Source organism: Streptomyces olivochromogenes, assembly GCF_021538895.1.
Taxonomy (GTDB): Bacteria; Actinomycetota; Actinomycetes; order Streptomycetales; family Streptomycetaceae; genus Streptomyces; species Streptomyces olivochromogenes_A.
The window spans coordinates 1-11,858 of sequence record NZ_JADDRL010000184.1; the positions used below are offsets into that span (position 1 = coordinate 1).

Annotated in this window: 8 protein-coding genes and 2 pseudogenes; 6 read left to right on the forward strand and 4 right to left on the reverse strand. The window is 71.9% G+C overall.

What is annotated here, in order from left to right:
* The 5 genes and pseudogenes from IPZ69_RS44330 to IPZ69_RS44355 form a co-directional block, all read left to right on the forward strand.
* A pseudogene (locus IPZ69_RS44330) lies at positions 1 to 2,223 on the forward strand (hypothetical protein); the annotation flags it as partial.
* Entirely contained in the window at positions 2,220 to 4,031 is a 1,812-nt protein-coding gene (locus IPZ69_RS44335; protein WP_235460585.1) for a hypothetical protein, read from the forward strand. The pseudogene IPZ69_RS44330 and the gene IPZ69_RS44335, both read left to right, overlap by 4 nt.
* A gap of 58 nt (positions 4,032 to 4,089) precedes the next feature.
* Positions 4,090 to 4,770 (forward strand): vWA domain-containing protein, encoded by a 681-nt coding sequence (locus IPZ69_RS44340; RefSeq protein WP_235460586.1) that lies wholly within the window; start codon positions 4,090 to 4,092, stop codon positions 4,768 to 4,770.
* 1 nt (position 4,771) lies between these two features.
* Positions 4,772 to 5,896, forward strand: a complete 1,125-nt coding sequence (locus IPZ69_RS44350; RefSeq protein ID WP_308407611.1) for a protein phosphatase 2C domain-containing protein — start codon at positions 4,772 to 4,774, stop codon at positions 5,894 to 5,896.
* Positions 5,893 to 7,590 (forward strand): hypothetical protein, encoded by a 1,698-nt coding sequence (locus tag IPZ69_RS44355; RefSeq protein WP_235460587.1) that lies wholly within the window; start codon positions 5,893 to 5,895, stop codon positions 7,588 to 7,590. The genes IPZ69_RS44350 and IPZ69_RS44355 overlap by 4 nt, the downstream gene beginning before the upstream one ends.
* 19 nt (positions 7,591 to 7,609) lie before the next feature.
* On the opposite strand, the gene IPZ69_RS44360 is transcribed toward IPZ69_RS44355, so the two are convergent.
* The 3 genes from IPZ69_RS44360 to IPZ69_RS44370 all read right to left on the reverse strand — a co-directional run bounded on the left by IPZ69_RS44360 (position 7,610) and on the right by IPZ69_RS44370 (position 10,107).
* Positions 7,610 to 8,287, reverse strand: coding sequence for a Crp/Fnr family transcriptional regulator (locus IPZ69_RS44360; RefSeq protein ID WP_235460588.1), 678 nt, complete (start codon positions 8,285 to 8,287; stop codon positions 7,610 to 7,612).
* 129 nt (positions 8,288 to 8,416) lie between these two features.
* On the reverse strand, positions 8,417 to 8,974 hold the full coding sequence (locus IPZ69_RS44365; RefSeq protein ID WP_235460589.1) for a glycoside hydrolase family 25 protein: 558 nt from the start codon (positions 8,972 to 8,974) through the stop codon (positions 8,417 to 8,419).
* 92 nt (positions 8,975 to 9,066) lie between these two features.
* Positions 9,067 to 10,107: a phosphatidylinositol-specific phospholipase C domain-containing protein gene (locus IPZ69_RS44370; RefSeq protein ID WP_235460590.1), complete on the reverse strand. Its 1,041-nt coding sequence runs from the start codon at positions 10,105 to 10,107 to the stop codon at positions 9,067 to 9,069.
* Positions 10,108 to 10,389: 282 nt separating this feature from the next.
* Here IPZ69_RS44370 and IPZ69_RS44375 point away from each other — a divergent pair, with 282 nt between their 5' ends.
* The gene (locus IPZ69_RS44375; protein WP_235460591.1) at positions 10,390 to 10,986 is read left to right on the forward strand and encodes a hypothetical protein; all 597 of its coding nucleotides are present in this window, start codon (positions 10,390 to 10,392) and stop codon (positions 10,984 to 10,986) included.
* On the opposite strand, the pseudogene IPZ69_RS44380 reads toward IPZ69_RS44375, so the two are convergent.
* Positions 10,976 to 11,858: pseudogene (locus tag IPZ69_RS44380) on the reverse strand (hydrogenase expression protein HypA); the annotation flags it as partial. The gene IPZ69_RS44375 and the pseudogene IPZ69_RS44380 sit on opposite strands and share 11 nt — an antisense overlap.

The window sequence follows — 11,858 nt, forward strand, 5'->3', positions numbered from 1 at the left end:
GGCGCGTCCGCCCAGGGCGGCGGCAGCGGGGCGCCCCCGTCCGGCCAGGGAGCCGGTGGCGCGGAGGGCGCGGCGACCCCGCAGGGCGGCGCGCAGACACCCGCCGCGGCACCCGACAACACCGTCGGCGCGGGCAGCACCGCCAGCATGGCCACCGCCCGGGCCGGCCAGGGCAGTCTGCGCGCCGGCCTGCTGCGCACGGCGTGGTCGCACTTCGGCGGCGACCGGGTCCAGGGCGACAAGATCGTCATCCATGCCGGGGGCGAACGCGGCGTCGTCCTGCGCCCCCTGGCCGCGGCCATCGTGGAGACCGTCCGCCACACCTTCCAGCCACCCGACCGCTGGGACGACGTCGTCGCCGACGCCTGGCAGCGCCGCTCGGTCGTGCTGCGCGGCCCCGGCGGCGCCGGCAAGACCGCCGCGGCCGTACGTCTGCTCATCGCCGCCCAGGCCAAGAACTTCTACCTGCTCGACTCGGTGGCCGAACTGGCCCGGCTGACCGAGCTCAAACAGCTCGGCAGCGGCGCGGGCCTGCTGCTCGACCGGCCCGCCGACCTCGCCGAGCTGCGCGGCTCCCAGCTCGCCGGACTGGAGGACCTGCTCCAGCAGGCCGAGGCCCACCTGGTGCTGATCGCCGGTCCTGAGGCCGAACTCGGCCGCGGCGTCGGCGAGTACGTGCAGCGCATCGCCCGCCCCGACGGCCTGCGCGCCGTGCTCCTGGCCCACCTCGGCCACCGGCTCGGCGAGACGGACGCCGACGGCGCGCTCGCCTCCGACGGCGTCGGCGACCTCGTCTCCCTGCTGCTGGACGCGAGCGCCGCCTGCCGGGACGCCGCCCGGCTGGCGGAGGTCCTCGCCCACGAACACGGCGGCGGCGCCATCGACCCGGAGCGGATCCGCGCCCGCATGGACCACACTGGCGGCGAGGGCCCCGAGGAGTGGTTCGAGGGGCTCGGCGACACCTGGCTGCGCAGCCAGGCCATCGCCCTCGCCGTCCTCGGCGGACTGCCCCAGGAGTACGTGGCCCTGGCCGCGAGCACCCTCCTCGACCGGTTCCGCAGCGACCGGGGCGTCCTCACCGCCAGCGTCGACCACGGCCCCGTACCGCTGCGCCACGACCCGTTCACCCAGTCCCGCCGCCTGCTCGCCGAGAAGCTGCGCGCCCGTACCGTCACCGCGGTCACCCGCGGCGACCTCGGCTGGCTGCCGTGCACCATCGCCGAGTACCGCAACCCCGACTACCCGCCGCGGGTCGTCCGGCACGTCTGGTCCGAGTACCTGATCCAGGGCGAACTCCTCGACTGGCTCGCCGAACTGGTCGACAAGCCCTCGCAGCAGGTGCGCAGCTTCGCCGGGACCGCGCTCGGCCTGATCGCCACCGAGTCCTTCGAGGCCATCGCCACCCAGGTCTTCCCCGGCTGGATCCAGGACGAGGACCACGGCCAGCTGCGCCGCGAGGCCATCGCCTACGCCCTGCGCGTGTGCGCCCGCGACCCGCAGGTACGGCCCGTGATGCGCGGCCTCGTCGAGAACTGGTACCTCAGCGGCACCTGGGAGTTCCAGGCCGCCGCCGCCCGCGCCTACGGCCTGTGCCTGGGCGGCGCCGACCTGCCCACGGCCGTACAGACCCTCACCCGGCTCGGCACCGTCGACCACATCCAGGTCGCCATCGAGATCGGCGACGCCTTCGCCGACCTGATGGAGGAGGACGTGACCGCGCACGCCCCGGTGGTGCTGCGCGCCCTCGCCGAGATGTCCCACGAGACCGCCAGCCGCCCCTCGGGACACCTCGCCTTCCTGATCCTCGCCTCCACCCTGGCCACGGACGAAGCCGCCGTGGGCACCGCGCCCCGGCGCAGCCGCCCCACCCTGCTGCGGCTCGCCGCCGAGAAGCCGCCCGGCGACGAACTGCGGCGGCTGCTCGGCTACCTGTGGTCCGAGGTCATCGGCGGCGAACTCTTCTCCGACGAGGCCGGAAGCGTCCTGGAGGGCTGGGCCACCCAGGCCGAGGCCGACCCCCAGCTCCTCGACGACCTGGTCCGCGTCCTCGTCGAGGACGTCGCGGTCCGCGGCTCCCGCGCCTCGATGCTCCTGGAGCGCTACGCACGGCACTGGACCGACCGTGACCGCTTCCGCCCCCTGCCACGCTCCGCGGCGGTGCTCGGCGCCGCCCTGCGGGGAGCCTCATCCGCCCGAACCGCTCAGCCAGGAGGTGGCCGGTGACCGAGCCGGTCTCGTTGATCGTCAACCAGACTCCGGTGCCCCGCATGGCCGTGGGACCGACCAAGGCGACGCAGCCGCACCTCGCGGTCGTCTACGCCACCGCCTCCGGCGAGGTGGAGTGCTTCGAGGGCCGCCCCATGAAACCCTCGCAGCAGGTCTTCTCCAAGTTCCGCACCCGCTACGAGGTCGACCTGCGCCCGCAGCAGCGCAGCGCCGTCCTCGGCCGCAACCCGCTGGTCTCCCGGGACGGCGTGCACGCCTTCGAGGTCAAGGTCGACTTCGCGTTCCGGGTCGACAGCTGGGAGGGCGCCAAGAACCTGGTGCGCTCCGGCATCAGCAACCCGCTGCCCCTGGTGCACAACTACCTCACCAGCCTGTTCCACGGGGCCGGACAGCGCTTCGCCATCGAGGACTCCTTCGGCCTCCAGCACTACCTCAACCAGCGCTGCGGACAACAGGTCACCCTCGCCCAGGGACTGATCATCTTCGGCTGCCAGGTGACCGTGCAGCCCGACGAGAAGTCCAAGGCCTACCTGGAGTCGCTGATCGACGCCGGCCGGCGGGAGACGCTCGGCCAGGCCGAGCACGTGCCCACCATGGGGAACGTGCTGCGCGAGGGCCAGATATCGGCGAAGAAGCAGGAACAGGAGATGGACGCCGCCGCCCGCCAGGCCGAGGCGCTGCAGCACGTCTCCATCGACAGCGAGGGCCTGATCCGGCAGTACATGAACACGCACCCGGAGGACGCCGCCGGCGCCTTCGACATGCTGCACAAGCTCGAAGAGGCCCGCTTCGCCACCGCCGAGCTGCAGAACCAGCGCGCGCTCGCCCTGTTCCAGGCCATGGCCGACAAGAACCTGGTCCAGGCCGGCGACCTGGAGGTCATGCGGCAACTGCTGACCGACGTGGTCGGCCGCGCCACCGGCGGCGCCCAGCTCCCCGCCGCCACCACACCCCAACTCCCCGGCGCCCGGCCCTGGGACGCCCCGGCCCAGCTGCCCGCCGCGTCCACCGCCGGACCGGCCGGAGGGGCCGGACCGGGCCAGAGCCACCCGCAGACACCGCGGTACGGCTCACCGGGCCAGGGCCCCGGGTCCACCGTCGTCGGCGACCACCTGCCCCCGTACGCGGGCCGGCCCGCCGTACCCACCTACGCCGCCCTGATCTACCTGGTGCTCGACGAGTCCCTCGAACGCGCCTGCCTGGAGGAGCTCAACCGCGGCCTCAGCGACCTGCACGCCGCGCTCTGCGGCGCGCCCGAGGTCTCCGCGGCCGTACGCCTCTCCGTCCTCGGCATGGCCGCCACCACCGAACCCCGGCTGCAACTGGAGACGGTGACGCAGGGCACCCGCACCCCCATCCTCACCGGCCGCCCCGGACTGTCGTACAGCGCCGCCTTCCAGCTGCTGCGGACCGTCGTCGGACAGGACGTCGCCGTGGTCAAGGGCGAGGGCGCCCAGGTGCTGCGGCCGATCGTGTACTTCGTCACCGGCGGCCCGCCCGAGGAGGGCAACGGCTGGCGGGACGCCCACCACACGCTCACCGACACCGGCGGCAACCCCGCCGCGCCGAACCTCATCGCCCTCGGCCTCGGCCGGGCCGACACCCTGACGGTCCGCGCCGTCGCCACCCGGCCCGAGCTCGGCTTCATGGCCCCGCCCAACCAGGACGCCGTCTCGGCCGCGCACAGCTGCGCCGCCTTCCTGCGCGACAGCGTCGTGGGCTACGGGCGGCGCCTCGCCTCCGGCGACCCGCAGTTCTCGGTCAACCCGCCCGACGGCTTCCGGCGGGCCGAGGACGCCTTCTGACCACCACCCCCCACGCAAGACACCCACACAGTCCCCATCTCGCAAGAACGGAAAGACGATGATGGAAAGCAATCGGGGGCACTTGCTCCCCATCTACGTCCTCGCCGACGAGTCGGGCTCGATGACCGAGCACATAGACGACCTCAACGACGGCCTGCGGTCACTGCACCAGGCGCTGCTCGGCGAACCGATGGCCGCGGCCAAGGTGCGCTTCTCGGTCCTGGGCTTCTCCGACGACGTCATCGAGCGCGTCCACCTGGTCGACCTGCGCAGCGCCAGCGAGTTCCCGCAGCTGACGACGCGAGGCATGACCAGCTACCTCGCGGCCTTCGAGGACCTCATCAACCGCATCCCGAACGACGTGGGCGCCCTCAAGCGCGAGGGCTACCAGGTGCACCGGCCCGCCGTGTTCTTCCTCAGCGACGGGCTGCCCAACCACGGCGAGGACTGGCGCGACGCCCACCGCAGGCTCACCGACCGCTCCACCACCCTCGGCGCGCCGAACATCATCGCCTGCGGCATCGTCGACGCCGACGCGCACACCATCAACCAGGTCGCCACGGAACCGCAGTTCGGCTTCGTCGCCAACAAGGGGGTCGATGTCGGCGCCGCCATCGCCAAGTTCTGCACCGCCCTCACCAAGAGCGTGATCTCGTCCGGCCGTTCGCTGGGCTCGCCCCAGCCGCAACTGGTGGTCGACAAGCCGGAAGGCTTCACCGTCGCGATCGATGTGATCTGACGTGAGATTCGGCAGAAACCCCGACGACGGCCGGGAGCAGCCGCACGTGCCGCCGCCTCCCGGCCCGGCCCCCGCCCTGTACCAGCGCGACCCGTCCGATTCCTACGACCGGCCCGACCCCGCGGCGTCCGCAGGCTACGACTGGCACGGCAACCAGTCCTGGCCGCCGGGCGTACCGGCCCCGAACGTGCCCGGCCGCGACGGCCCGGCACCGCCGCCCGCCCACCCGGGCACCCTCGCCGAGCGCTGGCGGACCATCGCCGTCGACGGCGCCGTCCCCGTGTTCGACCCGAGGCCGCCGACCGGCGGCCTGTCGTACCGTCCCGACACCGTCTGCGACGGCTGGTCCACGGGCGCCGTCGACCTGCGGCTGGCCTCGGTGCGCGGCTACGCGCACCGGGCCGAGGGCCGGCCCCGCGAGGACGACGCGGCGGCCGCCTGGGACGAACACACCGGCACCGTCGTGTTCGCCGTCGCGGACGGCGTCTCCGACGCCCGCCAGCCGCACATCGGTTCGCAACTGGCCTGCCGCAGCGCCGTCGACGAGTTGCTCGGCCAGATCCGCGGGAGCGGCGGCTTCGTCACCGACTGGCGCAAGCTCCTGAACACGGTCCACTGGCAACTGGTCGTACAGGCCCGCCGTCTGCTGCACCAGGAGGAGGCCTCCGTCGCCGAGACGGCCGACCTGCTGGCCACCACCCTGGTCGCCGGGGTGGCCGTACCCACTCCGGAGGGGGTGCGGGTGGCGCTGGTGTCGGTGGGCGACTCAGGGGTGTGGGCGATCAAGCACCAGCAGCTGTACCCGCTCAGGGGCGGCAAGGCGGTCGGCGCGGACGGGCTGGTCTCCTCGGCGGTGCAGCCCCTGCCGTACGTTCCCGCCGACATCGCGCCCTACGAGTACCTCCTGGACCCGGGCAGCGTGCTGCTGGTCGGCACGGACGGGTTCGGCGACCCCGTCGGCGACGGGCGGGGCGCGGTGGCCCATCTGTTCGCCTGTGAACTGGAGCGCCCGCTACCGCCGTTGGCCTTCGCCCATCTGCTCGACTTCTACCGGGAGACCTTCGACGACGACCGCACCCTGGTGGCGTTGTGGCCGCGCGCGGCCGCCCCCGGAGGGTCGCTGTGAGCAGTGTGACGGTGCCCTGGGTGCTGCCCGACAAGCTGGGCAAGTACACCGACCACGGCCTGGGCAACGGCGGCCAGGGCATCGTGTACGGGGTGCCCGATCCGCCCGGGAAGTTCAAGGGCGAGTACCTGGCGTACAAGGAGTACCTGCCGACCGTCGCGTACAAGAGTGACGCCCTGTACGACATGGTCTGCTTCCGCCAGCTGCTGTCCCAGGCCGAGCGCGACTTCCTGGACGAGCGGCTGACCTGGCCGCTCGCGCTCGTCTACCGGGGCGCCACCCCGACGGACCCGCGCCCGTCGGGCAACCCGAACACCAAGGTGGTCGGGTTCCTGATGCGGCGCGTGGTCCAGGCCTACGAGCTGCGCATGCCGCAGACCAACGAGGTGAAGCTGCAGGCGCTGGAGTTCCTGCTCAACGACGACGCCTACATGACCCGCGTCGGCCTGTTCGTCGACGACGCGCACCGGGTGGAGCTCCTGCTCGACCTGGCCCGTACCCTCGACTGGCTGCACCGGCGCGCGGTGGCGGTGGGCGACCTCTCGCCGAAGAACGTCCTGTTCACGCTCGGCGGGCGGGGCCGGTGTCTGTTCATCGACTGCGACTCGATGCGCTACCGGAGCCAGGACGTCCTCGCCCAGGTGGACACCCCGGGCTGGGAGGTGCCGGAGCCGCAGAAGGCCACCACCGCCTCCGACTCCTTCAAGTTCGGGCTGCTCGCCCTGCGGGTGTTCAACCGGGACCAGGACAGCGTCGACCCCGGCCCGCTGCGGGCCGTCTCCACGGAGCTCGCCCAGCTCGCCAACCGCGCGCAGAACCGGGACCCGCAGCGGCGGCCGCCCCTGTCCGAGTGGCTGCCCGTGCTGGAACTGGCGCACAACCGGGCCAAGCAGCGCCCGCGGCGGATGGCGCGGACGCCGCAGCCGCAGGCGACCCCCACGGCCACGGCGACCACCGCACCGCCGGGCTGGCAGCCCACTTCCGGGCCGCCGCGGCAGCCCGTTCCCCTCTACACCCCGACGACCCCGGCCCGCCAGAACACCTCGTGGGGCAGCAGGGTGGCGTCCTGGCTGCTCGGCGCGGTGCTGGTCGGCGGGGTCGCCGGGTACGCGGCGACCCACATGGACACCTCGGGCGGCTCGACCCCCTCGGTGGCGGAGTCCGACGGGCTCTACACCTCCGGCGGCTCCGTGACCGGGGGTTCGACCGACGGGGGCTCGACCGACGGCGGCGACACCACGGAGCCCACCGAGACCCCGTCCGACGAGGCGGAGGCCCCCGGCGCCACGGTGGACTACTCCGCGGTCGCGAGCGACTCCGAGGCCGAGGACGTGGCCTCGATGTTCGCCCACTTCTTCGGGGCCATCAACGAGCAGGACTATGACACGGCCCTCGGCTACTATGACCCGACCAGCGGCGTGGTGGACGTCGGCTCCAGCTCCAGCCGCTCCCAGTGGAAGCAGGTCATGTCCACCACGCGGGACAGCGACTTCGTGCTCAGCGACCTCAGGACGGAAGGCTCCTACACCCTGGCCACCCTGAACTTCACCAGCCACCAGGACGCCGGTTACGGCCCGGCGGGCAGCCCGGACGACACCTGCGACGAGTGGACGGTCACCTATCAGCTGACCGACAACAACGGCTACCGGATCTACAAGGCGCCCAAGGACGGGGTGCACTATGCGTCCTGCTGAGCCACCGCCCCGGCGGCGTTCACCCGTCGAAGGCCTGCGCCTTCAGCTGGTCCACCGAGCGGATCAGCAGTGACTGGCGTCCCGTCACGATCCAGCCCTGGGCCCGCCACTGCTCCAGCACGCGGCTGACGGTGCGCCGCGAGGTCAGCAGCAGCCCCGCCAGGTCGTCCTGGGAGAGGGACAGGGCGATACGGCGGCCGGTGCCGTCCGGTTCCGGGCGCCCGCAGCGCTCCATCAGATCGAGCAGCAGGGCGGCCAGCCGGGCGGGCACCGGCTCGGTGATGCCGGCGCGCTGCAGGTCGGCCTCGCGCAGCCGCCGCGACAGGGTCTGCTCCAGGACGGCGGCGATGCCGGGGCGGGTGCGGGCCAGCACATGGAAGCGGGTGGCCGGCAGTTGCAGCAGGTCGACCGCAGTGGCCGTGACCAGGGAGGCGGAGCGGCGACCGCTGTCCACCGCGGCCTGTTCACCGAGGAGTTCACCGGGGCCGCGCAGGGCGAGCAGGGCGCGGTAGCCGGTGTAGGACTGGGCGACGACCTTGACCCAGCCGTCCATCAGCACGACCAGATGATCCGAGTCCTCGCCCTGGGTCACGAACTGCCGGTCCGCGTCCAGGCCCAGCCGCGTCGCCGCCCGCATCAGGGCGGCCCGGTCCCCGGAGTCCAGGGTCTCCCAGAAGGGGGCGGGTCGCAGGGCCACGTCACCCACCTCCCGTAGTCGGCCGCCGCACCGGGACGGCAACAGTGTGGCCCCACGTGACCGCTCCAAAACCTCGGGGACCCGAAAACGAGGCTCAGGACACGAACGGCCGCTGATGCATCAGGCGGATCAGGCGTCCGCCGCCCACTCTCTGAGGGACGTCCTGCTCGCGAAGTCCGCCACGTTCTTGTCGTGGGGGTCGCTGGTGTACTGGTGGAAGCGCCACTTGGCCTTGATGCGGGGCTTGCCGGCGCTGACGTAGTCGGCGATCCAGAGGCCGTCGCCCGCGTACGAGGTCGTGTCGATGTTCAGCCAGAAGTCCCGGTTCGTGTAGAGGATCACCTGGTTCGCCGGCCGCAGTTCCTTCAGCTTGCGGATGAAGAGGTCCTTCTCCGCGTTGCTCGCGTGGGTGCCCTCGCTCGTGGTTTCCCAGTCGACGGCGAGGATGTCGCCCGGCCTTTCGGGGGCGTGTTTGACGAAGTACTCGGCCTGGGCCGTGAGATGGCCGGGCCACAGGAAGTGGTAGAAGCCGACGACCAGGCCGGCGTCGCGGGCGTGCTTCGTCTGGGCGGCGAGCCTCGGGTTGATGTACGAACGGCCCTCCGTCGCTTTGACGAAGGCGAAGGAGAGGCCGTCCGTGTCGAAGGAGGACGACTGGAACGCACTCACGTCTATACCGTGCAGCATGGGGAGACTCCCTCAAGCGTCAGTGGGGTGACAGGAGTTGAATGGTGTATGCCCCACCTTTGCACAGGTGATCCGTCCAGGCGTCCGGAACGTCAGCTTCTGCCGGTCACCGAACCGAGCACCGCCGGCGACTTCGTCGACCAGTCGGAGGTGATGACGCTCGCGTGGTCCGCGGCGAGCAGCGCGAGGCGGGCGGCCACTTCCGCGTCCGTCGGGGACGTCGACGAGATCGCCGGGGACACGCCGTCGGCACCCGTCATGATCAGGAAGTAGTGGTTGGCGGAGTAGAAGGACGTGTCGTACGCGTGGTTGACGTAGGTCGCCGCGTCCCCGTCGAAGAACACGAACCAGGGGCGGATCGAGGCGTCGTAGCGGCCGGTGCGCGGGTCGCCGTTCTCCGCGCCGAGCACCGCCGGGAAGGCCTGCGCCGCCGAGATCCGGCCGGCCGCGTACAGATCGCGCAGGTGGTCGCCGTACTCCTCGTCCGTCCAGTACGAGTCGAAGGGGTTCGCCTGCTCGACGGTGCCGGGGATCAGCTCGAAGATGAACTTGCCCTTGAGGGCGTCCCGCGCGGGCCAGGCGTTCGCCCTGGCGGCGGCGTCCAGCGAGGAGTACGTCCCGCCCAGCAGGTCGGCCGGCCTGAAGACGCTGTTGCCGAGCTTCTGCGAGACCAGGGTGTCGAACTCGTCGGGGCCGAGGCCGCCCTTGTCGTTGAAGCCGACCTTCATCTCGACCTTGAAGACGATCGGGGGGTGGTCGGGGTGGAGCTGGTTCCAGGCGGCGATGTTGTCCAGGCAGCCGCCGAGGTCCTGGTTGCGGCTCTTGCTGTACAGCTCGGCCGGGGTCTTCGCGGCCTCGCAGTTGTTGTTGTTCCCCAGCGGGTTGCTGTGGCTCACCCGCCACCGCTTGGTCAGGCTGTCGACATAGACGTCCAGCTCCAGCAGCGAGGCACCGGAGTCCAACGCCTGTGCGAAGTACGTGTACTTGGCCTTGTCGTACGCGTTGTGCGTGCCGATCGCCGTCGTCTCGGAGAACTTCGGCGACGCCGCGTGGGCGTCCACCGGCACCGCCACCAGCAGCGCGGCGGCCCCCATGAGGGCCGCCACCCGTCTCACCGCACGAACTGCGCCCATGTCCCAACTCCCCTTCTCTGCGGTCGAGTTGGCGGCAGAGTAGTGGGAGGTGGTTACTGATGGGTAGAGCCTGGGAGAACGTTGGTGCGGGGCTACGCGCCGAGGTCGTTGCAGGACGCCGGCAGCTGCTCTCGCGGGCGGCCGTAGCCCGAATGGGTGATATGTTTCAAGGTTACAGAAATATGCCAATTCTGACGTTTAGTGAGCGGTTGGCGTGTGGCGGCGGGCGTGTGGCGCGGCACGGCGGTCTACTGGTGCTCTCGGACGCAGGCGGGAGCGCGCATGAAGAACCTCAGCCCTGACAAAGCCGGGAGAGCCGCGCCCGCCGGGACGGGGGGCCGTGGCGCGCCCGTTCAGCCGGGCGTCGTCGGCATCGCGCTCGCCGCCCTGCTCACCTTCGCGCTCGCGCAGGGGTCCTGGCAGTGGTTCGCCACGTACATCGGCGTGACACTGCTGGTGATGGTCTTCTCCTTCTACCGGCCGCCGATGTGGGTGCCCGAACTCCGCAGCTCGTACGTGCAGGGTCTGACGGCGTACGCGCTGACCATGGGGCTGTGCGTGGCGATCGCGCTGGCTCCGGCGCTGCAGCGCTGGGCGTGGTTGTTCCCGATGACGGGCACCCGGGGCCGGTGCCTCAGGCTGGGGGAGTACGAGAGCCTTCGGGTGGAGGCCGCGCTGGCGGACCTCGCCGGCCGCGACGGTGCCGCCCTGGCGTCGGCGCAGGCCTTCCACCGCCATGAGGCCGTCGCCGACTGCCTGGCGTCGACGACGACCCTGTGGCTGCCGGTCTACGGAATCGGGGCGGCCGTACTGGCGGGCCTGGGCGTGTGGACCGTCGACCGCGCCCGCCTGCGGCGGGGGACTCCGGTCAGACCGTGAACTTGACGGCTTCGAGCCAGCGCGTGTTCTCGAGGGTGCCGCCGAAGACGAAGTCGGGGCGCGGGTCGGCGCAGCCCTGACCGCCCCAGGCGGCACCCCGGACCTTGGCGGTCTGGCAGATCCGGCCGCTGCCGATGTTGATGGCGAAGCCGGTCATGTACGGAGCGCTCTTCTTCGTACTGCCGATGTAGTTGTTCCTGCCGTCGGCGGTGATGCCGGTCCATTGCTTCACCCACTTGCCCTGGCCGTCGGTCGACTCGGGGTCGTGGCGGAAGGCGTTGGCGTCCGAGCCTCCGGTCCCGGTCACCGCGATGTTGAGGGCCTTGATCGGCTTGTTCTGTCCCGTCGTACCGGCCATCGTGCCGTCGCACACGGGTCTTTGCCAGCCCTGTCCGGAGACGTATGCGCGGTAGCAGATGTGCCGCCCCGACGGGTCGCTCCCGGCGAGGCGGTTCACGGCGGTGGCGGCGGTGTCCTGCGGGGGCCGCGCGGTCGTGGTGGCGCCCGGGGGTGTGGCGGTCACGGTGACGGTGACCGCGCCGCCGTTCTTCTCGGGCGGCGTGCTTTTCGGCTTGGATTTCGGCTTGGTGGCCGAGGCGCTGGGCGGCGGCACCATGCTGGGGGACACGGACACCGTCGGCGCCGGTTTCCCGGTCCCGGCCGACGGACTCGGGCTCGCCACGCCGTCGGCGCGGGCGGTCCGGGTCTCGCCCCCGCCGCCCGATCCGCCGCTGCCCAGCATCACCAGCGGCACGATGACGAGGGTGGCCACGCCGAGTGCCACCGGCCCCACGACCAACGGCCTGTGGAGCAGGCCGGCCGGCTCGAACTCGTCGTCCGACTGGCGCGGTGCGTTCCTGCGGCCGATCCGC

What these genes read in the sequence shown, in the direction of transcription:
- IPZ69_RS44365 (WP_235460589.1), bottom strand. Translation starts at nt 8,974, where the DNA reads ATGCTGCACGGTATAGACGTGAGTGCGTTCCAGTCGTCCTCCTTCGAC.
- IPZ69_RS44370 (WP_235460590.1), bottom strand. Translation starts at nt 10,107, where the DNA reads ATGGGCGCAGTTCGTGCGGTGAGACGGGTGGCGGCCCTCATGGGGGCC.
- IPZ69_RS44340 (WP_235460586.1), top strand. Translation starts at nt 4,090, where the DNA reads ATGATGGAAAGCAATCGGGGGCACTTGCTCCCCATCTACGTCCTCGCC.
- IPZ69_RS44375 (WP_235460591.1), top strand. Translation starts at nt 10,390, where the DNA reads ATGAAGAACCTCAGCCCTGACAAAGCCGGGAGAGCCGCGCCCGCCGGG.